Here is a 20,168-nt window from a genome sequence, read left to right as displayed (position 1 = left end):
CAGGTCCGGGCATGCATGCCCGACGCGAGGGCTTATGTTTCCTCCTCCCCTACCATTCAGTAGAATGGCCATATGCGGGATCAGCAGGGATCTGCTTTCGATGCTCTTCGAACTTGGGCGGGAACATCACCCGAACGAATTCGTTGCCGTGCTGCGGGAGCAGGACGGCGTTATCCGGGACCTCGACCTGGTGCCCGGCACCATCGTCGGGGAAGAGAGCGCCTCGTTCTTCGTCGATATGCTCCCGCTGGACACCCACCAGGCCGGCAGCGCCCACAGCCATCCGAACGGCGTTCTCTCCCCGTCGACGGCGGATCTCAGGTTCTTCCCCTCGGTGGGGCGGTACCACATCATCGTCGGCTACCCCTACGGGAAGAGGGACTGGCGGTGCTACCGGGCGGACGGCAGCGCGACACGTCTCGAGGTGGTCGAGTGATCCGCGTGGTCGCGACGGGGACGTTCGATATCCTCCATCCCGGACACCTCTACTATCTCGAGGAGTCCCGGAACCTCGGCGACGAACTCTCCGTGATCGTGGCGCGGGACGCGAACGTGAAGCATAAGCCGAAACCGATCCTCCCGGAAGACCAGCGGCTCCGGATGGTCCGGGCGTTAAAGCCGGTAGACCACGCGCTCCTCGGCGACCTCCGTGACATGTTCAGGCCGATAGCGGAGATCCGGCCCGACATCATCACGCTCGGGTTTAACCAGCATTTCGACGAGGAGCACCTCCGGCAGAAGCTCCGGGAGCGCGGGCTCGACGCGGACGTCGTCCGGATACCCGGATATCCCGGCTCGCTTGCCAGTTCGTCGAAGATCATCGAACGTATCCTGAATACCCGGGCCCCCCCGGATTCCACCGGATATCACGGTGAGGAGTGACCCGGCCCCCGGAAAGCGCGGGAAATACCCGCAGGTGACGGCGGTTCATGCGGCAGATCGATGTGTGGGGCGATGACGACGATACGACGAGCTGGCTGAAGGTCTCGGTTCCGTTCCTGCTCTGCGGGCTCTTCCTGGCCGTCGTATGGTTCTTCCTTCCGGCGGAGCAGTGGCTCCTGCTCTTCGGAATGATGGTCGCCTACATCGTCCCGCCGCTCGGCCGGGAGACGATCATCCCGGTCTGCATCCTCTGCGGGGTTCCGTGGTGGCTGGCCGCGTTCGCCCTGGCGTTCCTGGACTTCGCCGGCGGGCTTTTTATGGCCTGGAACTTCCCGCTGGTCCTGCGCGTCCCCCACATCGGCCCCCGGGTCAGCCGGTTCACGCAAGCAGGCAGGACGTTCCTCGACCGGCGGCCATGGCTTGAACGGCTCTACTTCGTCGGCCTCATTGCTTTCGTGGCTCTCCCCTTCGATGGGTCGGGAAGCATCGTCGGTTCCGTCGTCGGGAGAATGCTCGGGATGACGAAGACGGAGGTCATCTCCTGCATCGCCATCGGCGGCTTCATCGGCAGTTTTGCCATCGCCCTCGGCATCGATTACGTCGTGAACCTCATCCCGCCGGGAGCCGGGTTCTGGGTCTCGCTTGCCGTCTTCCTCCTGATCGGCGCCGCACTTCTCGTGACCTACCGGAGTTATTCGCGAAGGGCTGAAACCGGCGTCTGATCCCGGTGTTTTTGCGGGGAGGGATCGGTGCGGCGCAAACGAAAAGTTATAATACCAGGCCCGGGGATTAATCATCCTGGTCATCCGGGGAGGTCGCATGCCGGTGCTCCCCGGGACGGCCAGGGCGGCTCTGATCGGTCGCCCGGGACGTTCTCTATATGGATTCTAATACGACGAGCCGCCTGGAGGCCGGCAGGACCCCCGAGACGACGCCCGACGTCACCGCTGCGATGCTGCAGCAGGTGATCGAGACCTCGCTCTCCGGGCTCTGCATCGCTGATCGGCAGGGGAGCATCGCTTTTGCCAACCCTTCCCTGCTTGCCATGTGGGGCTACGACCTCTCAGAGGTGGTCGGAAAACCGGTGACCCGTCTCTGGCTCTCCGCCGAAGAGGGGCGGGACTGCATCGACCGTGCTCTCTCTGCCGGAGGGTGGACCGGGACGGTTGCCGCCCGGCGGAGGGATGCATCCTCGTTCCCCTCCCGAATATCGCTCAGCACCGTCCGCGACCCCGGAACCGCCGACGTCTGGCTTCTCCTCTCCTGCATCGAGGTCAACGATGCACCCGGTCGCCGCAGCAGCCTGGAGCGGGCCGTCGCGGCGATGCCCGCCCGGTTCATGGACACGGCAGAGATCGATCCGGCGATCGACGACTCGCTCGAGGATCTCGGCCGTGCATGCGGGGCATGCAGGGTCTATCTCGCTCTCTTCAACGATCTCCGGACACTTCTCGGGACGACGCACGAATGGTGCCGGGCGGGGCAGGCCCCGCTGCGGGGCGAGTCCCGCAACCTCTTCAAGGGCGATCCGCCCCGGTGGGCCGTGCGGGTTCTCGAAGGCGAGACCGTGATCGTGAACGGGGCGTCCGGGGACGGGCGGCCGGATAGAATAGAACGCGAGTTCCTGAGGCGGCACGGCGCTACCGTGATCCTGATGATCCCGCTCCGGCTGAACGGAGCGCCCGTCGGCTTTTTCGGGTTTGATATGGACGGCGACGAGGCCTGTTTTGCGGAAGAGGATGTGGCGCTTCTTTCTGCGGCCGTCCATATCATCGCGGGCGCGATCGACCGGAAGCAGTCCGAGTACGTCTTCCGGGCGTCGGAGGGCCTCTACCAGATCGTTCTCGACGCCATCACCGACACCGTCACCGTCGTCGATACCCGTCTCACCCTCCTTCTCGCGAACGACGCCTTCGTCGCCTGGTGCGAAGACCTCGGGCTCGAAACAAACGTCGTCGGAAAGGATCTCTTCTCCGTCGTGCCGTTCTTCCCTCCTGCGACGCGTCAGCTCTACGAGCGGGTCATCCGGACCGGCCGGCCGCTGACGTCGGAACGGTCTCTTAAGACGGGCGACCGGATCATGATTCTGCGGGAGATGCGGATCCCGATCTTCGAGCACGGCGAGGTCGTGAGGGTCGTCACCGTTGCGAGAGACGTCACCGCCCAGAGGGAGGTCGAAGACCTGAAATCGAAAGCCTACGCTCAGATCGATCGGAACATGGAGCAGTTCGCTCTCCTTGCCGACCATATAAGGAACCCGCTCCAGGCGATCATGGGGCGGGCCGAACTGCTCGACGATATCGAGACGACGGAGAAGATCCGCCAGCAGGTGCAGCGGATCAACGGGATCATCGACCAGCTCGACGAACGGTGGGGCGAGTCGAGGAGACTCTCCATGTTCTGGCGGAAGTACTCCTGATACCTCTCACCGTGTATCCGCGAGCGTCCCCCACACCCCGTTCCGCTCGAGGATGATCCAGTAGCGGCGCAGTTCGGCTTCCGCCGCCCGGTAATCGGGGTAATGATCGCCGACGAGACGCCAGAACCGTTTCGAGTGGTTCTGCTCGCGGAGGTGGGCGGCCTCGTGGACGACGACGTACTCCCGCAGCGTCTCCGGGAGGGCTACGACGCGCAGGTTGACGTTTACGTTGCCGAGCGCCGAGCAGCTCCCCCACCGCGTCTTCTGCATCTTCACCGCGATCCGCCCCTGCCACCGGCCGGCGAGGTCGGGGCAGGCCTTCAGCCGGTCGCGGACTTCCTCTTTCAGCATCCGGGAGAGCCCTCTCCGGAGAGCGGGGACGGACGGGGAGGCGACGGTACCCGAGTCCTCGTCGACCGCGAACCGCGCGCCCGAAACCACGCGGCAAAATCGCCCGTGCAGGAGAAGCATCTCCTCCCGCCCGCGCCCTTCGGCAGCCAGCCGGTCGAGTTCCCGGCGCCGCTTCTCGATCCAGGCCGCGTTGCGTTGCAGGAACCCCTCGACGTCGAACGACGGGGGGGCGACCACGCGGAGGGTTCCGTCCGGCCGCACCTGGAGGCGGGCGGACCGCACCGCCTTCAAAACGACGGTCGTTCCATCCGCGACGCTCTCCTTCTCTCCCCGGTTCATGATACCAGTACTGGGACGCCGGCAGAAAAAAAACGTGATCCGGCACGTACCTATACCTGATGCCGACAAAGAGTTACGTAGGGCTCCCGTCCCATGAAGCGGGCGGGTGCGGAGGACGGCAGCATGCACGAGAAGGAATTGAAGATCGGTGATATTGCGCACCTCACCGGGCTTTCGGAGCAGGATGTCCGGGCACTCATCCAGACATACGATAGTCTTTTCACCTACCGGACGATCGGGCGGGCCCGGCTCTTCCCGCAGAAGGCGGTGAAGATCGTCCGGGAACTCGCGGAGCTCTCCGGGAGAGGACTCTCGCCCGATGAGATCGCCGAAGAGGTCAAATCCGGCAGGAAGTCGGCCGCGCCGGAAGAACCGGCAGAAGAGTTCGACCGGGACGCCGCCCCGCTTCCGCCCGAGGTGGTGATCGAGCTTCAGGTGATGCGGGATACGCTGGCCCGGCAGGAACGCCGAATCGTGCGTCTGGTCGAGGAACTCGAGCGGGAGCGTGAAATGGGGGTCGAGGAGGCCGACCGGCTCCGGAAGGCCGTCGACGACCTCGAGGAGCGGCTCTCCGTGCAGCAGGAGCAACTCGCCCTCGTCGCGGAATGGGTGGATTACTTCGACCGGCAGATGGACGAAGTCACCCGCCCGGTGCTTGAGCGGTTCCGGCGGACGGTCGCGAAGAAGAGCGATTCCGGCCAGTCTCCGGGCCGTTCCGGCTGACGCCGTGCGTGCACCGCCCGGGCCGCCGGTTGCCCGGTTGCCGTCCCCCGTTACCCCGAAGATGTATGCAGGTCAACGAATATTATTCGTAAAAATAAAATCAGTAAAATATAAATAAGGTCCCCGCTACCGGCACGCGGGGTGATAGAATCTCCCAGCAAAAGATGGCCACAATATTGACCGTCGCCATTCAGGCACTGGTTGTCGGCGGGTTACTAGCCTGTATCGTCGTTGGAACACAGGATCGGCCGTCTCCCGCGGTCTCGCCGATCGACGGGGCCCGGTATGCGGGCGATATGCCGGCGAGCGCCTCACCGGCTGCGTATTCCATCGTCGGCCATCAGGCGGCGGGTACCCTGTCGGGTGCCGGGGAGATGTTCATCCTGTTCTCCGTGGGGGATCGTTCCCCTACCCCATTACAATCTGCATGACCGTCGGGTACCTGTTCATGACGGCGTAGACGAGGGGTTTTGCGATCCAGAGCCTCCCGCCCTGCATCCTCCTGAGGCTACTGATCTCCCCGAGACCCTGGAGGGCCTGCACGGCGGCCTCGTCCGCGAGGAAGAAACTGTCCGGGACCGTGGAGTCGAAGTAGAAGAGGATCGGGAGCCGGAGCCGCCGCTGCAACTCGCCCGGCAGAACCTGCTCGAGGCGGAGGAGGACGTCCCGGTCGAAGTCGTGCCGGTTGCCGCCCTTCGTGACGGACGACGGGTGCTCTTCCGCGAGGAGACGGGAGAGGCGCTTTCGCTCCGAAACGACGCCGTCGTTGATCCTGCCGATCTCAAGCCGCATCCATCGTAAGAGGGTCGACTCGTCGCTTGCTGATGGTCGGTCGGGCATATCCGCTCCTGTGGCGATTTTTCTCCTGGCCGGGTTGAGAGACTGATCTCGTTGCCGTGCGATATATATCTGGCCCCGGCTGGTACGTCTCCCTATCCGGGACCCCGGGCGCAAATTCGCCGATCCGGGTCCGAATGTCCCCCCTTATCGGATCATAACGCTCTCATCTCCCGGCGGAAAGTATATATCTCGACCCCTCCTTTCGGTGCCTTCTGCGTGATCATACATGGAACGGGATTCAGCGCACTGGAACTACACTCGACGGCATGCCCGCGCCCCCGGGGGGCCTCTCTATGTTCTGCTGCTCGCCGGCGTAGCGGTCCTTCTTGCAGCCGCCCCGGCAGCCGCCACCGGCACGCCCGGGGGAGAGTACGACCCCGGGATCGCCGCGATGCTCGCAGAGATCGATGAGTCCGAACTCCGGGACACGACCCACGACCTGCAGAACTTCTCGACCCGGGCATACGGCACCGACGGGAACCGGGAGGCGGGTGCGTACCTCTCCGCGAGGCTTGCCGCCATCCCCGGGCTCGAGGTGAAGTCCATGGACGGCGAACTCAACAATATCGTCGCCACGCTCCCGGGGAGCGTCGAAGCCTCCGACGGTGTCGTGATGGTGGGGGCGCACTACGACAGCACGTCGACGGATCTTACCCGCGCGCCGGGGGCTACCGACAACGGCTGCGGCGTCGCGATCGTCCTGGAACTCGCCCGGGTGATGAGCGGTCACTCGTTTAACCGGACGGTGCAGTTCGCGTTCTGGAACGCCGAAGAGGTCGGGCGGCTCGGCAGCATCGACTACGCCGCCGATGCGGCGGTTCCGGTCGCGCTCTACCTCAACTACGACTCGTCCTGCTACGATCCTCTTAACCGTTCGGTCCTCGACATCGTCTACGACGAGCGATCGGCAGGTATCGCGGCACTCATGGCGGACCATAACACACTCTACGGCACGAACTTCGCCCTGACCGAGAACATCCATTCCTGCACCTCGGACCACATATCCTTCCGGGAACGGGGCTATCCGGCCGTGACGACCCACTGCGAGGAGCACGGCCCGGCCCATACCCCGGATGACACCGTCGACCGTGTGTCGTTAGGGTATGCGAAGAGGAACGCTCAACTGGGCCTCTCGGTGCTCGCGGAGGTGGCCGGGTTCCGGGACGAGGGGGCCGGTGCCGCCATCCCGAAGGCCCCGATGGCGGTGTGGGACCTCTCCGGAAGGCTGGACGGGGCGGATTGACGATCGGAACGGAGCCGCTATCCGTTGGCGCAGGGAGGCGGGATGATCGCGGTGCCGGTTTCACCCCCGGAAGGGCACTCTCGTCTCCGATCCGGAGAAACCCCCCTGTATCCGGGAGCACGATGCCCTCGCCGGACCGGATGCGGAGAGGAAAACACTCATTTTTATACGGTCGAAGCCAACGTTAAAGAAATATGAAAGATTCTGAGATCCTGATGAACCCCAACGAGCTGGTACGTTTTCTCAAGAAGGATCCGGCCGATTTTACGAAAGAGGATATCATACGGTTTTGTGAGGAGAACGGAATTGAGATGGTCAACTTCCGTTACGCCGCTGAGGACGGCAAACTCAAGACCCTCAATTTCGTTATCTCTTCAAGGGGACACCTCGACACCATCCTCTCGGACGGCGAGCGCGTCGACGGCAGCAACCTCTTCTCGTTCATCGAGGCGGGGAGCAGCGACCTCTACGTCATTCCCCGCTACCGCACGGCGTTCGTGAGCCCCTTTGCCGAGGTGCCGACGCTCGAGTTCCTCTGCTCGTTCTACGACAGCGACGGGAAACCTCTCGAGAGCGCGCCCGAGTATGTGCTTCGCAAGGCGGACGAGGAGTTCACTCGCCGGACCGGATGCACCTTCAAGGCTCTCGGCGAGCTCGAGTACTACGTCATCAGCCCGCGGGACGACCTCTACCCCGGCCGCGACCAGAAAGGCTACCACTCGGCCGAACCCTTCGTCAAGTTCGCGGACCTGCGGGACGAGGCGATGCTCCTCGTCGCCCGCGCCGGCGGCAGGATCAAGTACGGCCATTCCGAGGTCGGGTGCTTCTATAACGACGACACCTACTACGAGCAGCACGAGATCGAGTTCCTGCCGATGCCGGTGGAGCAGGCGGTCGAGCAGTTGATCGTCGCGAAGTGGGTTCTGCGGATGCTCGGCAACCAGTACGGCGTCGAGATCAGCTTCGCCCCGAAGATCACCGTCGGCAAGGCGGGAAGCGGGCTGCACTTTCACATGCTCGTCGAGAAGGACGGCAGGAACCTGCTGGTCGAGGAGGGCAGACTGAGCCCGCTCGCCCGGAAGATGATCGCCGGTATCCTTGACGCCTCCGACGCCCTGACGGCCTTCGGGAACACCATCCCGACCTCCTACCTCCGTCTGGTTCCCCACCAGGAAGCGCCGACGACGGTCTGCTGGGGCGACCGCAACCGCTCGGTCGTCGTCCGGGTGCCTCTCGGCTGGATCGGCGCCGACAGCATGACTCGTGACGCCAACCCCGGTGAGAACGGTCTTACGGCGGACCGCCCATCGAAGCAGACGTTCGAGTACCGGGTCGCCGACGGTTCGGCCGATCCCTACCTGATCGTCTCCGCCCTCATCGTGGCGGCGCTGCGCGGAATCGAGATGCCCGGCGCGCTCGAGGCGGCCGAAAACCTCTACGTCAGCGGGAATATATTCCGTCCCGAGTTCAAGGAGCGGCTCGCTGAGTTCCGGCAGCTTCCTGCTTCCTGCGTCGAGTCCGCCGAAGCGCTCGAGGCGAAGCGGGCGATCTTCGAGGAGAACGGGGTCTTCCCGGCGGGCATGATCGAGAGCCGGATCGCCACTCTGAAGGCGTTCGACGACCGGGGGCTGAGCGAGAGGCTTTACGGCAACAACGACGCGATCCGGGAACTGGTTGAAGAGTTCCTCCACGTAGCGTAAGAACCTGCGAATACTTTTTTTGACCCCCCGCACACGAAGGCTGCGGCACGGGGCAAGTTTATTATCAGGAGGGCACCAGAGGGGGTGGCTCCCGGGAGAGGGGCGGGTTTTCCGGCGGGCGGAGGACGCGGCCTCCCGCAGTCCGGGGAGGGGCGTTCGAGACCCCGGGAACCGGCGCTCACCCGGGTGATGAGGAATGCGTATGAGTGGCGAAGCCGAAGAGAATATAGGGGAAGGATCGGGACCGGTCACGTTTACGTGCTACCGCGTCACCCCGGGAGAGGAAGAAGGCACTCCCGAGGAGGATATGAACACCTACAGCGTCGTGGTGCTGCTGCCCGACGGGGATTTCAGGCACCAGGTCGTCTGGGCGTCGGCGCCCGAGGATATCGGCGACGCGATCCGGGTTCCCCCCGGCTCACGGGTGATCATGACCGAGATGAAGAGCACCCTCGTATGGGACAGCGAGGAAGTGGGGGCCGGTCAGGCCCCCTGATCTTTCAGGGTGCCGGGGAGGGGAGCGATGCGCTCTCCCCGGTGATCTCGCTTGAGTAGACCCCCGACCCCACCCACCAGGTGTCGTCGACCGGGAGGACGTAGCCGATCTTGAGTTCGTCACGGTCCTCCTGCCCGGGGTTCGGCCAGATGAAGACGATGAATCCTCCTCCCGACTCTGCGGTATCCCTGAGCGCCCGGATGTTCTCCATCCCGTACGGGTCCTGCCGCCCGATCAGGCTCGTGCCGATCGCGTCCTTCTCGTGGGGGTGGGCAAGGAGCGTCCCGCCATAGTCGTAAGCGTATACGTAGAGGGGTCCCTGCGTGATCCTGACACGCCGGAATCTTCCTCGCCGGGAAAATGATGTGCTCTCCTCTCCCGACTCCGCTCATCGAGAGGTATATGTGGGATCGCATCCCCCGACCGTGAGGTGATCTGATGGCGAATGTTACCCAGCAGATGGCGAAAGCCACGGAGTACAGTGCGGTCAACCTGACGGCCGATGCCGGGGTGGATGTGGAGCGATGGAGCCGGACGCCGGACGAAGCGACGCTCAAAAAGACGGCTGAGGCGATCGAGGCCCGGAACGTCAGGGTGGTCGTCGTCGATACGGCCGAGGACGCGCTCCGGGCGGTCGTCGACCTGCTGCCCGAAGGAGCCGAGGTCATGAACGGCTACTCGACGACCCTGATCGAGATCGGATACGACCGGGTGCTCAAAGAGAACCCGAAGGGGTGGCGGGACTACCACGCGGCCATCACCGCCGAGAACGACACCGGGAAGCGGCACGCGCTCCGCCGCAAGAGCGTCGCTGCGGACTACTTCCTCTCCGGGGTGCAGGCAATCACCGAAGCGGGCGAGATCGTCGGGTGCGACAAGACCGGGAGCCGGATGGGAGCATGGCCTCACGCGGCGGCGCACCTCATCCTCGTCTCCGGGACGAACAAGATCGTGCCGACCCTCGACGATGCGCTCCGGCGGTGCCGGGAGTACGCCCTGCCTCTCGAGAACCGGCGTGCGCAGCACGCCTACAATACCGGGAGTTACATCGGCAAACACGTCATCCTCGACCACGAAGACACCGACGGGAGGATAACCCTGGTCCTGATCCGGGAGCGGCTCGGCTACTGAATCCGGCTGTCCCGCGCGGCGGCACCGGGCCTGCCCGCTCATGTGAAGGGCAGCGTCTTCACGGCAGGCGTATGCCCGGTTCACCTCTTTTGCGAGGCGCGGGTCAACCCTACTCCCCCCTCTCTCCTCCACCCGGGGGTTCAGTATATCTGACCTCCCGTGCTACCTTAATGCATGGAGATCGCAGAAATCCTCAGCTTCCCCGTTCCGCTCTCCGACATCACGATTGAAAGCGTTGTTCTCGCTGTGCTTGTCGCGATCATCGGGTGGATCGTGGTGAAGGTGCTTACGTCTGTCTTCACAAAGATGCTCTCCCGGGCGTCAAAACTGCCCGCCCTGGTCATCGAATTCCTGGTCCGGTTCTTCTCGGTCCTGCTCTACGTGATCCTCGCCCTCATTGTCCTCGCGACGCTCGGGTTCGACGTCTCCTCCATGGTGCTCGGGCTCTCGGCGGTGATCGGGCTCATCCTCGGTTTCGGCCTCCAGGATACCGTCACCAACCTCGCCGCCGGGGTCTGGCGGCGTTCCGCCCCATCGACAAGGGTGAGTTCGTCGAGGTCAACGGCATATCCGGGACGGTCACCTCGGTCGGCATCATGGCGACCGAGCTGCTGAAGTTCGACAACACCTACATCACCATCCCGAACTCTCTGGTCTGGGGGAGCCCGGTGATCAACTCCACCCGCATGGATACCCGCCGTGCCGAGGTCAGGGTAGGTGTCGCCTACGACAGCGACCTCGATAAGGCGATCCGGGTCGCCACCGACCTGATGACGGCCCACAAGGGAGTGCTCCCATCGCCGGAACCCACGGTTCTCGTCACCGAACTCGGAGACTCTTCGGTGAACCTCGCTCTCCGGGCGTGGGCAAAGACGTCCGATATGTGGGACGTCCAGTGGGACCTGACCCGCGACGTCGTCCGGGCGTTCAAGGAGGCCGGCATCGAGATACCCTTCCCGCAGGTGGACGTCCACCTGGACAGGATGCAATAGATCACTTCTATTTTTTAGATTCGCGTCCGGCCCCTTCCCTGCCCGGCGGGACTCTCTATGGACATCGTCCCCGTGGTTTTAGGGTTCTCTCCCCGCATATCCCGGCTGTATTGCAGGATGCCGAACCGGGGCTGAAAATGTCCCTGGATGCTCCCGGTGCGAGGGGAGGAGTCACGTACAATGTCGGTTTTCAAACGTTGGCAGGTATCCCTGTCCAGAAAGGTCAATGCATTTTTTTAATTGATGTCCGACGTTAATTGAATTAACTTATGGTATCAGAGGGATATTTATAACTTAACTTTGTAACGTGATGCAATGGAGGTGAAATTGTGGCAATAACCGCGATAATGAACATAATCGGCGGACTGGTATTATGTGCGGGAATTATAGGGGCTCTGCCCGTGCTCGGGGGCTTCCTTGAGAAGGCAGGCAGGTTCCTGGGCGGTTTCCAGGTCATCATAGGGATCATCATGATGATCCTCGGACTGCTGGGGATCTTCTCGCTGCAGGGTATAGTTGCCTTCCTGGTAGGAGTCATCCTCCTGACCGGTGCGTTCCACGTGGTCCCGGGTCTCGGTAAGTATCTCGAGAAGTTCGGCACGTGGCTGGGCGGCTTCCAGACGATCATCGGTGTCATCGCGATCGTCATCGGTATCCTGGGGCTTCTCTGAGGCTTTACCCCGGGGTTGAAGGCGGCAGAGCGTGAACTCCCGCGGGTGAAAACCCGGGATGAACGCAAGGCCGCCCTTCTTCCTTATTTCAAGATCTTAACCGTTTTTGCATCTTCACTATGAACCAGGAGGATTTCCCGGTTTCAACGAGCCTCCCTCACCGGGTGCGCCCGAAGTCGATGAAGCCTTTGTAGGGGTCCGCCGCCATCAGGCGGACGCGCACCCTCTGGCCGACCCTGAGCCCCTGCTCGCCCAGCACGACCCTTCCTTCGGCCGGCGGATCGATCAGCCGGACGTAGGTCCCCTTCTCCGAGGCGCCGGTGACGAACGCCTCGAACGTCTCGCCGATCCTCTCCCGGAGGAGGACGGCCGCTGCGGCCTTCCGGACGTAGCGTTCGACCTTCTGGGACGCCTTCTCGCGGCCGGTGAGCCGTGCGGCGAGTTCTTCGAGTTCAGCCGGCGTGTAAGGATGGGGCTCGCCGTCGACGACGGATTTCACCAGCCGCTGGATGATGAGGTCGACGTAGCGCCGGTTCGGGGCGGTGCCGTGGGTGTAGTCGGTGACGGCGAGGGCGAAGTGGCCTATCGGCTCGTCGCCCGGCCGGAACGCCACGTACTCGCCCGCTCCCATCAGTTTCACCACGGTGAGCGAGAGGTCGGGGAAGCGGTCGGGATCGGCCGCTTTCTGCCGGATGAGGAACCGGGTGAGCGCTTCGGCGTCCGGCTCGGCGGGAAGGTTCTCGCCGCGCTCCGCAGCCTCGGCAACGATCCCGTCCCAGTTCTTCGGGGTGCGGACGACCCGGTGGATCATGGGGAGATCGGCGGCGTCCAGGAACGTTGTCAGGGTTCCGTTCGCCGCGACCATGAACTCCTCGATCAGGCACCGGGCGCGGTTCTGCTCCTGGATGACGAGCCCCAGGACCCGGTTCTCCTCGACGAGCGGTTCGGCCTCGATCGTCTCGAGGGCGAGCGCCCCCCCCTCCGTCCGGCGCTTCCTCATCCGCACCGCGGCCTCGTCCTGGAGGAGGATCTGCTCCGCGAGACCCGGCATCTCCGCGACCCCCCCCGGAACGGGTCCTTTCCCTTCCAGCCAGTCGCCGACCTCCTCGTAGACGAGTTTTGCCCGGTTCGCAACAATTGCCCGGTAGACGTCGCCGGGTACCGTGCTCCCGTCCGGAAGAACGGTGTACTCGATGACGACCGCCATCCGGTCGCGGCCGGGCAGGAGCGAGGTGATGCCCGCAGAGAGGCGGTCGGGGAGCATCGGGAAGGTCGTAACGCCGGTGTAGACCGAGGTTCCGTTGTGGGCGGCGCGCCGGTCGGTCTCCGAGTCTTTCGGGACGTAGACGTCGACGTCGGCGATGGCGACCCGGACCAGGATCTCCCCGTCCGGCCCTTCTTCGCAGACTTCGATCTGGTCGAGATCCTGTGAGTCGTGGTTGTCGATCGAGGACCAGAAAAGCGAGCGGAGGTCGCGGGGGTCGTCGAGGGTCTCCGGGAAGACCTTTGCGTCGAGCCCCTCGACCTCGCGGAGGACGGACGGCGGGAACCCGGGGATAAAACCGTACTGCTGCATCGCCGTCCACGCGATGCCCTTGAGGTTGACGGGCTGCTGGTTCTGCATCTCTGCTTGAGTGATTCGTTTACGGGTATAAAAAATGGCCTGTGGGGGTCTTCGCCCTATCCACGGCGGTTTCGGCCTGCTCTTACCACCGGACCGTTCACCGGATCTCGACCCGTTCCCCCGTCACCATGTAGTGCGCCTTCTCCGCGATCTTGCAGGCATAGTCGCCGCACCGTTCGAGGTACCGGGCGATCATGATGTAGTTCGTACACCTCGCGATCGTCTCCGGGTTCTCCGTCATGCAGGCGAGGCATTCGCGGAGTATGGAATACCTGAGGGCGTCGACCGCCTCCTCCCTCTCTTCGATGCCGCGTATCGCAGTGAGGTCTTCGCGTTCGAAGGCGACCAGCGCGTCCGCGATCATCCCCTCGACGATACCCGCCATACGGGGAATCCCTATGAGACCTCCTGCGTGCGGCGCGTCGGCGAGTTCGGGCACGACGGCGGCGATGTCTTTGCCGTAGCGCCCGATGCGGTAGAGGTAGGTGATCGTCTTCAGCGAGGCTGCAATCGTCCGCAGGTCCTTTGCCATCGGCTGATAGAGTGCGATGAGCCTCAGGCACTTCTGTTCGATCTCGTGATCCTGGTCCGCGATCCTCTGCTTGTCCCGGGCGACCGACTCGATCAGCGCCGCGTCCCGGGTCCGGAGCGCTTCCGCCGACCGATGCAGCATGTCGCGTGCGAGGCAGCCCATCGCGAGGACGTCCTCTTTCAGGGACGCAAGTTCCGCATGAAATTTCTCTGCCATTGTATCTACCCGAATCGTCCGGTGATGTAGTTCTCCGTCAGTTCTTCGCCGGGATCTTCGAAGATCCGCGAGGTTTCGTCGAACTCGATCAGTTCTCCCATGTACATGAACCCGGTGTATTCGCTGACCCGCGCCGCCTGCTGCATGTTGTGCGTGACGATGACGACGGTGTAGTTCCGGGCAAGCCGGATGATGAGGTCCTCGATCTTTCCTGTGGCGATGGGGTCGAGGGCGGAACAGGGTTCGTCCATCAGGATCACCTCGGGTTCGACCGCGAGGGACCGTGCGATGCAGAGCCTCTGCTGCTGCCCGCCCGAGAGGGCGAGCGCCGGTTCATGGAGCCGGTCTTTCACCTCGTCCCAGAGCGCTGCGCCCTTCAGGCTCTCCTCGACGATACGGTCGAGCGCACCCTTCTCCCGCACCCCGTGAATGCGGGGGCCGTAAGCGACGTTCTCGTAGATGCTCTTTGGGAAGGGGTTCGGTTTCTGAAAGACCATGCCGATCTTTTCGCGGACTGCATACGCGTCCGCATGGCCGTCGTAGATGTCTTCCCCGTTGAAGAGGACGTTCCCGGTGATCCTCGACGAATCGATGAGATCGTTCATCCGGTTGCAGCACCGGAGCAGGGTCGACTTCCCGCATCCCGACGGCCCGATGAGCGCCGTGACCGTCTTCTTCGGGATGCGGACCGTGATGTCGATGAGGGCGTGTTTCTGCCCGTACCAGAGGTTGAGGTCTCTTGTCTCGAGAATTGTGGAATTGTCCATTTCTACATCACCTTCGCGTGGTTGTATCGCCGCCGGACGAGGATTGCGGCGAGATAGATCGAGAGCACCAGCAGCAGGAGCACGAAAGCCGTCCCGAACTTCTGCGCGGACGCCCCCGGGACGCTCGTGGTGAGGATGAAGAGGTGGTAGGGAAGCGCCATCACCGGCTCCGTGAGCGACGACGGGAGGTGTCTGCTGCTGAAGATCACTGCAGTGAACATGATGGGCGCCGTTTCGCCTGCGGCGCGCCCGATGGAGAGGATCGCTCCGGTGAGGATCCCGGGGAGCGCCGGGGGGAGGACGACCCGCGAGATCGTCTGCCACTTCGTCGCCCCGAGAGCGTAACTTCCTTCCCTGAGGGAGCCGGGGATCGACCGGAGCGACTCTTCGGTCGTCCGTATGATTGTGGGAAGAATCATCAGCCCGAGGGTGATCTGCCCGGCGATCATCGAGACCCCAAAGCCCATGAAGAGGACGAGGAAGGCAAACCCGAACAGCCCGAAGACGATGGACGGCGTCCCGTTCAGCAGGTCCACCGCCGCACGGATACTCCGCGTCAACGGCCCGTCGCCCGTGTACTCGATGAGATAGACTGCGGTCGCGATCCCGAGCGGAAGGGCGATGGCGAGGGCTCCTCCCACGAGGTAGAGCGTCCCGGCGATCGCGGGGAAGATCCCGCCTTCTCTCCCGAGGTCGCTCGGGGTCCCGGTCAGGAACTCCCAGGTGATCGCCCCAGCACCGTTGACGACGATCTCCGCGAGGATCACCCCGAGTGCCGCGAGCACGATCGCGACCGAGAGCGACATCAGGAGAAACGCACCTCGCTGCGAGGTCCGCGGGGGGACGACTCTCCCGAACGGCGCCGATGCGGCGTGGGTTATGCGCGAGGCCACCGCTGTGAGCGCCCGATGCGGCCCGGGCCGTGCCGTCCCCTGCATCCGGCTGACGATGAGCCTTGCCGCGCTGTTGACGACGAGCGTGATGACGAGCAGAACCACCGCGACGCCGAAGAGCGCGTGGTAGTGCAGGCTCCCGAACGCGACCTCGCCCATCTCGATTCCAAGCGTCCCGGTCAGCGTCCGCACGGGAGAAAAGACGTCGGTTATCGGGTCCGGGATGACGGCGGCGTTCCCCGTGACCATGAGCACCGCCATCGTCTCGCCGATGGCACGCCCCATCCCGAGGATGATCGCCGCGCCGATACCGGAGAGCGCACCGGGCACGACGACCATCCGGATCGTCTGCCAGTGGGTCGCCCCGAGAGCGAGGCTGCCTTCCCTGAACTCACGGGGAACCGAACCGATGGCGTCCTCGGCGACGCTCGTGATCGTCGGGATGGCCATGATCGCGAGGAGGATCGAGCCCGCGAGCCAGCTCGATCCCGACGGCTGGTCGAAGGCGATGCGGATCCAGTCGGTCAGGAGGATCAGGCCGAAGAACCCGTAGACGACGGAAGGGATGCCGGCCAGCAGTTCGACGGCCGGTTTGATCACCTCCCGTGTCCGGGGGCCGGCGATCTCCGCGATGTAGATGGCCGTACCGATGCTGAGGGGGACGGCGATGACCATCGCGAGCGCCGTCACCAGGACGGTCCCGACGATGAGCGGCAATGCGCCGTAAGCCGGATTGTATCCCGCCGGGTTCCAGTCCGGCCCGGTCAAGAATGACCATACGCCGGTCTCGAGAACGATCTGGTATCCGTCGCGGAGCAGGAAGACGATGATGAAGAAGACGGTGATGATCGCGAAGAGCGCGACGAGGAAGAGGAGTTTGCCGACGATTTTGTCGACGAGCTGCCTCGTTGCCCCGGCAGAGGAGGGATCGATCCCGGCTTCGGGTCGCCGGAACCGCCCGAAGCCCCGGAACGGAACCGGTGCAGCCTGTTCTTTCTTCATGTTCGCTCCGGTCGATCAAAAGAGAGGCGGGGTCACCCCTGCACCGGGATGTAATCGACGCTCGCCACGATCTCCTGGCCTTCCCCGCTCATGATGAAGTCGAGGTACTGCCGCGCGAGACCGTCCGGCTCTCCGTTCGTCAGCATGTAGAGCGGCCGGCTGATCGGGTAGTGTTTGCTCTTGATCTTCTCGAGCGTGGGCTCGACGGCGGTCCCGTCGACGTCCAGCGCGAGCGCCTTCACGCCTTCGGTGTAGCCGAGGCCGACGTAGCCGATTGCGCCGGGAGTCCGCGATACCTTCTGCTGGATCCCGCCGTTCGAGTTGAACTCCTCCTGCGTTTTGACGAAGTCCTCGCTCTCCAGCACGTATTCCGAGAAGAACTCCCGCGTCCCCGAGGCACTGTCTCTCCCGACGACGACGATCTGCGTATCAGGGCCGCCCACCTGGTTCCAGTTCGTGCAGGTGCCGTTGTAGATGCCCCGCACCTCATCAAGCGTGAGGCGGTCGACGGTGTTTCCCGGGTGAACGATGAGGAGGATCGCGTCATCGGCGACGTGGTGCCTGACGATACCGGGGTAACCCGCGGCCTCTTCGGGTTTGAGGTCGCGCGAGGTCATGCCGATATCCGCGGTCCCCTCGCCGACGGCTTTGATCCCGACGCTTGAGCCGCCCCCGCTCACCATGATCCCGGCAGAGGCATGGCTCTCTTCGAACGCTTCCCTCGCTTTTTCGGCGATGGGCAGCACCGTCGTCGAGCCCGTTACCGTGATCTGTTGTGATCCCGAAGAATCGGACGGCTGGCCGCCGACACACCCGGCCGCCACCAGGAATGCCACGAGGATGCCGGCGACGGCAACCGTGGTCGCACCAGACAGACTTTTTCCTGTCATGGTATGAACGAGAATACGAAAAGGTATATTGGTTCTCGACGTCGGATATAGGGGACTCCATAATCACAATAGCAGTATTGTTTTTCCGGAGACGGCGCTTCTCCGGAACGGATGGCTGCATCCTGCCGGGCTGCTACGGTGTATTCGCTAACCGTTCGTTTTTTCCCACCAGATCGCCGCGGTCGGCCGCACCGTCGTCTCGACGTACTTCCCCGACTCGTTTTTGCGGAGCGCCCGGGTGAAGTAATCCCTGACGGGGGCGATGTCCTCCATCCCGGGGTTGTGCATCGCCGCCCAGGTCCTGACGGCCTCTTCGGGGGAGTCGTAGACCGCGTCCCAGACGGCACGGTATATCGTGACGTTCGGGTAGATCCCGGCGTCGTGGAGGACGTTGACGGGGTAGATGTAGTCCGGGTAGCCCTTCTGCATGGTCGCCGCCTCCCCAAAGACCGCCCTATAGAGCGCCATCTCGTCGGGGTTCCGCCACTCTCCCGCGTGCCAGAAGAGGTAGACCGCCCGGCGGGCCGCGGCGTCGAGTTTTTCGAGGGCGGCGGCGAGGTCGTAGAACCCGAGCGAGAACGCCGCGACGACGACGTCGTGCGGCTCGATATCCTTCCCGATCACCGTATCCTCCCACCGCATCGTGACCGTGGAGTAGTTCGTGAGCCCCTCTTCCGCCATCCGCTCCCGGAGGACGGAGAGCATGCCCTCCGAGGGGTCGAGGGCCGTCACGTGGGCGGCGGTCCGGGCAACCGGCACGGCCAGCCTCCCTGTCCCGGCACCCATATCGAGCACGGTGTCGCCGGATCGTACGTCCAGGATCGCGAGTTCATGTTCGGTCGCTTTCTTCTCGTCCTGGGTGATCCGCCGGTAGGCGGCGGCGCGTTTGTCCCAGTGGGCGGCAGGATCGCGGTCTTTTTCGGCACGTTCGGACGAGCCCGCGTGAAGCGCCTTCCAGAGCTCGTTCCAGTCGATGATCCGGTGCATACATCCCTTTCCTCTCCGGGAGTATATACTGTTCACTTTCACGTGCGGTCGCACCCGGCTCACCGGGTTCCCGTTCCTGCCCGGACAACGGGGGTATGGGTTCTGTGCCGGGGTTAATCGTGTAAATCCGGTATGCGATGGAGTTCGGAGCGAATTCTCGCATCTTCGTACGGGCGTAGTTGTGCCGCCCGCGAGAGTGAGTAGTCCGGCGCATCCGACGTTCGAGGACGTATAGTGTGCTGTTAAATCGTCGATGAAGCCGCACCGGAGCGGTGAATTTAGGGCTTTATCAGAGGAAGATACTCCTGATACGTCTTGAGGAGATATTTCTTGTGCAAATCCTGCCCGGCAGAAATCTTTTTGACCGTTGTTGTGCATGCCACATCCTCGTCATCGGCTCACGACTAAATCCTGCTGCACGGAAAGGGGAGAAGAGCATGGGCGATCTGCGGGAACGTTCCCGCCTGCTGTTGGTATACACGGAAATGAAGGGGGAATATGGATCGACAGGTAAAGGTGCTGATCACCGACGCCGCGTATACGCACACTCTGGGGGCGGTGAGAAGTCTGGGGCGAGCAGGGTTTCGTGTCACAGCTATGTCGCCCGATCCCGGAGCCGTGTCATTTTATTCACGATACTGCCATGACAACACTCTGTGCCCCGATCCCGGCAATGAAGAACAATTCATCGACTTCATCGGGAACTATATCCAGGAAAACCCGGTAGACGTCCTTGTTCCGGTCGGATATCTCTCCACTGTTGCAATCTCCCGACATAAGAAGGAACTGCTCCCTTTCGCCAGGATTCCCGTGGCGGAGTATGAGCCGATGCAGGTTGCGTGCAATAAGCAAAAGACGATCCGGTTTGCGTCGACTCTCGATGTTCCCGTTCCCGGTGAATATGTGTCGGTCGAGGATGTCACCGGGTTTCCCGTCGTGGCAAAGGATCCGTACGGATCCGGTAAAATCCGCTATATCGACTCCCCACAGGAGTTTGAGCGCCTCGATCTCACCGGGTATCTGCTGCAGGAATATATTCCGGGAGCGGGGTACGGATTCTTCGGCCTCTTCAACCATGGCAAGGTGAGAGCATACTTCATGCACAGGCGAAAACGGGAATTCCCCGTCACCGGGGGGCCCAGCACCTGTGCGGAGAGCATCTACGACGAAGAAGTGAAAAGAATCGGCCTGAAACTGCTCGAATCACTACGGTGGCACGGGGTAGCCATGGTCGAATTTAAGAAAGACAACCGGGATGGCGTGTTCAAGTTGATGGAGATCAATCCGAAGTTCTGGGGGTCTCTCGATCTATCTATCGCCTCCGGCGTTAATTTCCCGGTTCTGCTGGTCAATATGGCATTAAATGGCGATATCGATCCGGTTTTCCGATACGATACAGGGATGACGTTCCGGTGGCCGTTTCCCGAAGACATGGTCCACCTGTGTGCTCACCCGGCATCCGGCATCAAT

The 20,168-nt window shown here is 63.1% G+C and carries 21 protein-coding genes and 1 pseudogene; 13 read left to right on the top strand and 9 right to left on the bottom strand.

The genetic code is table 11. The features are described from left to right. Nucleotides 1–64: 64 nt before the first annotated feature. The 4 genes from EI28_RS00105 to EI28_RS00090 all read left to right on the top strand — a co-directional run bounded on the left by EI28_RS00105 (nucleotide 65) and on the right by EI28_RS00090 (nucleotide 3,301). A complete protein-coding gene (locus EI28_RS00105) occupies nucleotides 65–436 on the top strand; it encodes a Mov34/MPN/PAD-1 family protein (RefSeq protein ID WP_048111668.1) in 372 nt (123 codons plus the stop codon). Continuing rightward, nucleotides 433–882: an adenylyltransferase/cytidyltransferase family protein gene (locus EI28_RS00100; protein ID WP_048111667.1), complete on the top strand. Its 450-nt coding sequence runs from the start codon at nucleotides 433–435 to the stop codon at nucleotides 880–882. Before EI28_RS00105 ends, EI28_RS00100 begins: the two co-directional genes overlap by 4 nt. 47 nt (nucleotides 883–929) lie before the next feature. Continuing rightward, nucleotides 930–1,604 carry a small multi-drug export protein gene (locus EI28_RS00095; protein WP_048111666.1) on the top strand — a complete coding sequence of 225 codons (675 nt, stop codon included), beginning with the start codon at nucleotides 930–932 and terminating at the stop codon, nucleotides 1,602–1,604. 158 nt (nucleotides 1,605–1,762) lie between these two features. Continuing rightward, nucleotides 1,763–3,301 carry a PAS domain-containing protein gene (locus EI28_RS00090; RefSeq protein WP_048111664.1) on the top strand — a complete coding sequence of 513 codons (1,539 nt, stop codon included), beginning with the start codon at nucleotides 1,763–1,765 and terminating at the stop codon, nucleotides 3,299–3,301. Nucleotides 3,302–3,307: 6 nt separating this feature from the next. Here EI28_RS00090 and EI28_RS00085 read toward each other — a convergent pair whose 3' ends face one another. Then, the gene (locus tag EI28_RS00085; protein ID WP_048111662.1) at nucleotides 3,308–3,991 is read right to left on the bottom strand and encodes a M48 family metallopeptidase; all 684 of its coding nucleotides are present in this window, start codon (nucleotides 3,989–3,991) and stop codon (nucleotides 3,308–3,310) included. Nucleotides 3,992–4,114: 123 nt separating this feature from the next. On the opposite strand from EI28_RS00085, the gene EI28_RS00080 reads away from it, so the two are divergent. Continuing rightward, nucleotides 4,115–4,714: a hypothetical protein gene (locus tag EI28_RS00080; protein ID WP_231476491.1), complete on the top strand. Its 600-nt coding sequence runs from the start codon at nucleotides 4,115–4,117 to the stop codon at nucleotides 4,712–4,714. Between the two features lie 408 nt (nucleotides 4,715–5,122). On the opposite strand, the gene EI28_RS00075 is transcribed toward EI28_RS00080, so the two are convergent. Next, nucleotides 5,123–5,554: a DUF61 family protein gene (locus EI28_RS00075; protein ID WP_048111658.1), complete on the bottom strand. Its 432-nt coding sequence runs from the start codon at nucleotides 5,552–5,554 to the stop codon at nucleotides 5,123–5,125. Nucleotides 5,555–5,780: 226 nt separating this feature from the next. On the opposite strand from EI28_RS00075, the gene EI28_RS00070 reads away from it, so the two are divergent. The 3 genes from EI28_RS00070 to EI28_RS00060 all read left to right on the top strand — a co-directional run bounded on the left by EI28_RS00070 (nucleotide 5,781) and on the right by EI28_RS00060 (nucleotide 8,993). Continuing rightward, complete coding sequence (locus tag EI28_RS00070; protein WP_048111656.1) at nucleotides 5,781–6,797, top strand: M28 family metallopeptidase; 1,017 nt, start codon at nucleotides 5,781–5,783, stop codon at nucleotides 6,795–6,797. A 194-nt stretch (nucleotides 6,798–6,991) separates the two neighbouring features. After that, the gene (locus EI28_RS00065; RefSeq protein WP_048111654.1) at nucleotides 6,992–8,497 is read left to right on the top strand and encodes a glutamine synthetase family protein; all 1,506 of its coding nucleotides are present in this window, start codon (nucleotides 6,992–6,994) and stop codon (nucleotides 8,495–8,497) included. 202 nt (nucleotides 8,498–8,699) lie between these two features. After that, nucleotides 8,700–8,993, top strand: coding sequence for a hypothetical protein (locus EI28_RS00060; RefSeq protein ID WP_048111652.1), 294 nt, complete (start codon nucleotides 8,700–8,702; stop codon nucleotides 8,991–8,993). Nucleotides 8,994–8,997: 4 nt separating this feature from the next. Here EI28_RS00060 and EI28_RS00055 read toward each other — a convergent pair. Next, nucleotides 8,998–9,333, bottom strand: a pseudogene (locus EI28_RS00055) (cache domain-containing protein); the annotation flags it as partial. Nucleotides 9,334–9,431: 98 nt separating this feature from the next. Between EI28_RS00055 and EI28_RS00050 the strand changes: the two are divergent. From EI28_RS00050 to EI28_RS00040, 4 genes are all read left to right on the top strand, one after another. Next, the gene (locus EI28_RS00050) at nucleotides 9,432–10,124 is read left to right on the top strand and encodes a lactate utilization protein (RefSeq protein ID WP_231476490.1); all 693 of its coding nucleotides are present in this window, start codon (nucleotides 9,432–9,434) and stop codon (nucleotides 10,122–10,124) included. A gap of 174 nt (nucleotides 10,125–10,298) precedes the next feature. Beyond that, nucleotides 10,299–10,739: a mechanosensitive ion channel domain-containing protein gene (locus EI28_RS15235; protein ID WP_255342056.1), complete on the top strand. Its 441-nt coding sequence runs from the start codon at nucleotides 10,299–10,301 to the stop codon at nucleotides 10,737–10,739. After that, nucleotides 10,640–11,116 carry a mechanosensitive ion channel family protein gene (locus tag EI28_RS00045; RefSeq protein ID WP_255342057.1) on the top strand — a complete coding sequence of 159 codons (477 nt, stop codon included), beginning with the start codon at nucleotides 10,640–10,642 and terminating at the stop codon, nucleotides 11,114–11,116. The genes EI28_RS15235 and EI28_RS00045 overlap by 100 nt, the downstream gene beginning before the upstream one ends. 329 nt (nucleotides 11,117–11,445) lie before the next feature. Further along, entirely contained in the window at nucleotides 11,446–11,787 is a 342-nt protein-coding gene (locus tag EI28_RS00040; protein WP_231476489.1) for a hypothetical protein, read from the top strand. A 157-nt stretch (nucleotides 11,788–11,944) separates the two neighbouring features. On the opposite strand, the gene EI28_RS00035 is transcribed toward EI28_RS00040, so the two are convergent. From EI28_RS00035 to EI28_RS00010, 6 genes are all read right to left on the bottom strand, one after another. After that, nucleotides 11,945–13,411, bottom strand: coding sequence for an RNB domain-containing ribonuclease (locus EI28_RS00035; RefSeq protein WP_048111646.1), 1,467 nt, complete (start codon nucleotides 13,409–13,411; stop codon nucleotides 11,945–11,947). A gap of 97 nt (nucleotides 13,412–13,508) precedes the next feature. After that, complete coding sequence (gene phoU, locus EI28_RS00030; RefSeq protein WP_048111644.1) at nucleotides 13,509–14,159, bottom strand: phosphate signaling complex protein PhoU; 651 nt, start codon at nucleotides 14,157–14,159, stop codon at nucleotides 13,509–13,511. A 5-nt stretch (nucleotides 14,160–14,164) separates the two neighbouring features. After that, a complete protein-coding gene (gene pstB / locus EI28_RS00025; protein WP_048111642.1) occupies nucleotides 14,165–14,926 on the bottom strand; it encodes a phosphate ABC transporter ATP-binding protein PstB in 762 nt (253 codons plus the stop codon). 2 nt (nucleotides 14,927–14,928) lie between these two features. Further along, nucleotides 14,929–16,821, bottom strand: coding sequence for a phosphate ABC transporter permease subunit PstC (gene pstC / locus EI28_RS00020; protein ID WP_082223022.1), 1,893 nt, complete (start codon nucleotides 16,819–16,821; stop codon nucleotides 14,929–14,931). A 32-nt stretch (nucleotides 16,822–16,853) separates the two neighbouring features. Next, nucleotides 16,854–17,711, bottom strand: a complete 858-nt coding sequence (locus EI28_RS00015) for a phosphate ABC transporter substrate-binding protein (protein ID WP_048111639.1) — start codon at nucleotides 17,709–17,711, stop codon at nucleotides 16,854–16,856. 147 nt (nucleotides 17,712–17,858) lie between these two features. Further along, nucleotides 17,859–18,698: a class I SAM-dependent methyltransferase gene (locus tag EI28_RS00010; RefSeq protein WP_048111638.1), complete on the bottom strand. Its 840-nt coding sequence runs from the start codon at nucleotides 18,696–18,698 to the stop codon at nucleotides 17,859–17,861. A 498-nt stretch (nucleotides 18,699–19,196) separates the two neighbouring features. Here EI28_RS00010 and EI28_RS00005 point away from each other — a divergent pair. Beyond that, nucleotides 19,197–20,168, top strand: a 972-nt coding sequence (locus tag EI28_RS00005) for an ATP-grasp domain-containing protein (RefSeq protein WP_048111637.1), incomplete at its 3' end; no start/stop codon positions are given.

The organism is Methanoculleus sp. MH98A (assembly GCF_000691865.1).
Classification (GTDB): Archaea; Halobacteriota; Methanomicrobia; order Methanomicrobiales; family Methanoculleaceae; genus Methanoculleus.
This window is presented reverse-complemented; position numbering and strand designations above follow the sequence as displayed.

What these genes read in the sequence shown, in the direction of transcription:
- EI28_RS00105 (WP_048111668.1), top strand. Translation starts at nt 65, where the DNA reads ATGGCCATATGCGGGATCAGCAGGGATCTGCTTTCGATGCTCTTCGAA.
- EI28_RS00095 (WP_048111666.1), top strand. Translation starts at nt 930, where the DNA reads ATGCGGCAGATCGATGTGTGGGGCGATGACGACGATACGACGAGCTGG.
- EI28_RS00090 (WP_048111664.1), top strand. Translation starts at nt 1,763, where the DNA reads ATGGATTCTAATACGACGAGCCGCCTGGAGGCCGGCAGGACCCCCGAG.
- EI28_RS00085 (WP_048111662.1), bottom strand. Translation starts at nt 3,991, where the DNA reads ATGAACCGGGGAGAGAAGGAGAGCGTCGCGGATGGAACGACCGTCGTT.
- EI28_RS00080 (WP_231476491.1), top strand. Translation starts at nt 4,115, where the DNA reads ATGCACGAGAAGGAATTGAAGATCGGTGATATTGCGCACCTCACCGGG.
- EI28_RS00075 (WP_048111658.1), bottom strand. Translation starts at nt 5,554, where the DNA reads ATGCCCGACCGACCATCAGCAAGCGACGAGTCGACCCTCTTACGATGG.
- EI28_RS00070 (WP_048111656.1), top strand. Translation starts at nt 5,781, where the DNA reads ATGGAACGGGATTCAGCGCACTGGAACTACACTCGACGGCATGCCCGC.
- EI28_RS00065 (WP_048111654.1), top strand. Translation starts at nt 6,992, where the DNA reads ATGAAAGATTCTGAGATCCTGATGAACCCCAACGAGCTGGTACGTTTT.
- EI28_RS00060 (WP_048111652.1), top strand. Translation starts at nt 8,700, where the DNA reads ATGAGTGGCGAAGCCGAAGAGAATATAGGGGAAGGATCGGGACCGGTC.
- EI28_RS00050 (WP_231476490.1), top strand. Translation starts at nt 9,432, where the DNA reads ATGGCGAATGTTACCCAGCAGATGGCGAAAGCCACGGAGTACAGTGCG.
- EI28_RS15235 (WP_255342056.1), top strand. Translation starts at nt 10,299, where the DNA reads ATGGAGATCGCAGAAATCCTCAGCTTCCCCGTTCCGCTCTCCGACATC.
- EI28_RS00035 (WP_048111646.1), bottom strand. Translation starts at nt 13,411, where the DNA reads ATGCAGAACCAGCAGCCCGTCAACCTCAAGGGCATCGCGTGGACGGCG.
- phoU (WP_048111644.1), bottom strand. Translation starts at nt 14,159, where the DNA reads ATGGCAGAGAAATTTCATGCGGAACTTGCGTCCCTGAAAGAGGACGTC.
- pstB (WP_048111642.1), bottom strand. Translation starts at nt 14,926, where the DNA reads ATGGACAATTCCACAATTCTCGAGACAAGAGACCTCAACCTCTGGTAC.
- pstC (WP_082223022.1), bottom strand. Translation starts at nt 16,821, where the DNA reads ATGAAGAAAGAACAGGCTGCACCGGTTCCGTTCCGGGGCTTCGGGCGG.
- EI28_RS00015 (WP_048111639.1), bottom strand. Translation starts at nt 17,711, where the DNA reads ATGACAGGAAAAAGTCTGTCTGGTGCGACCACGGTTGCCGTCGCCGGC.
- EI28_RS00010 (WP_048111638.1), bottom strand. Translation starts at nt 18,698, where the DNA reads ATGCACCGGATCATCGACTGGAACGAGCTCTGGAAGGCGCTTCACGCG.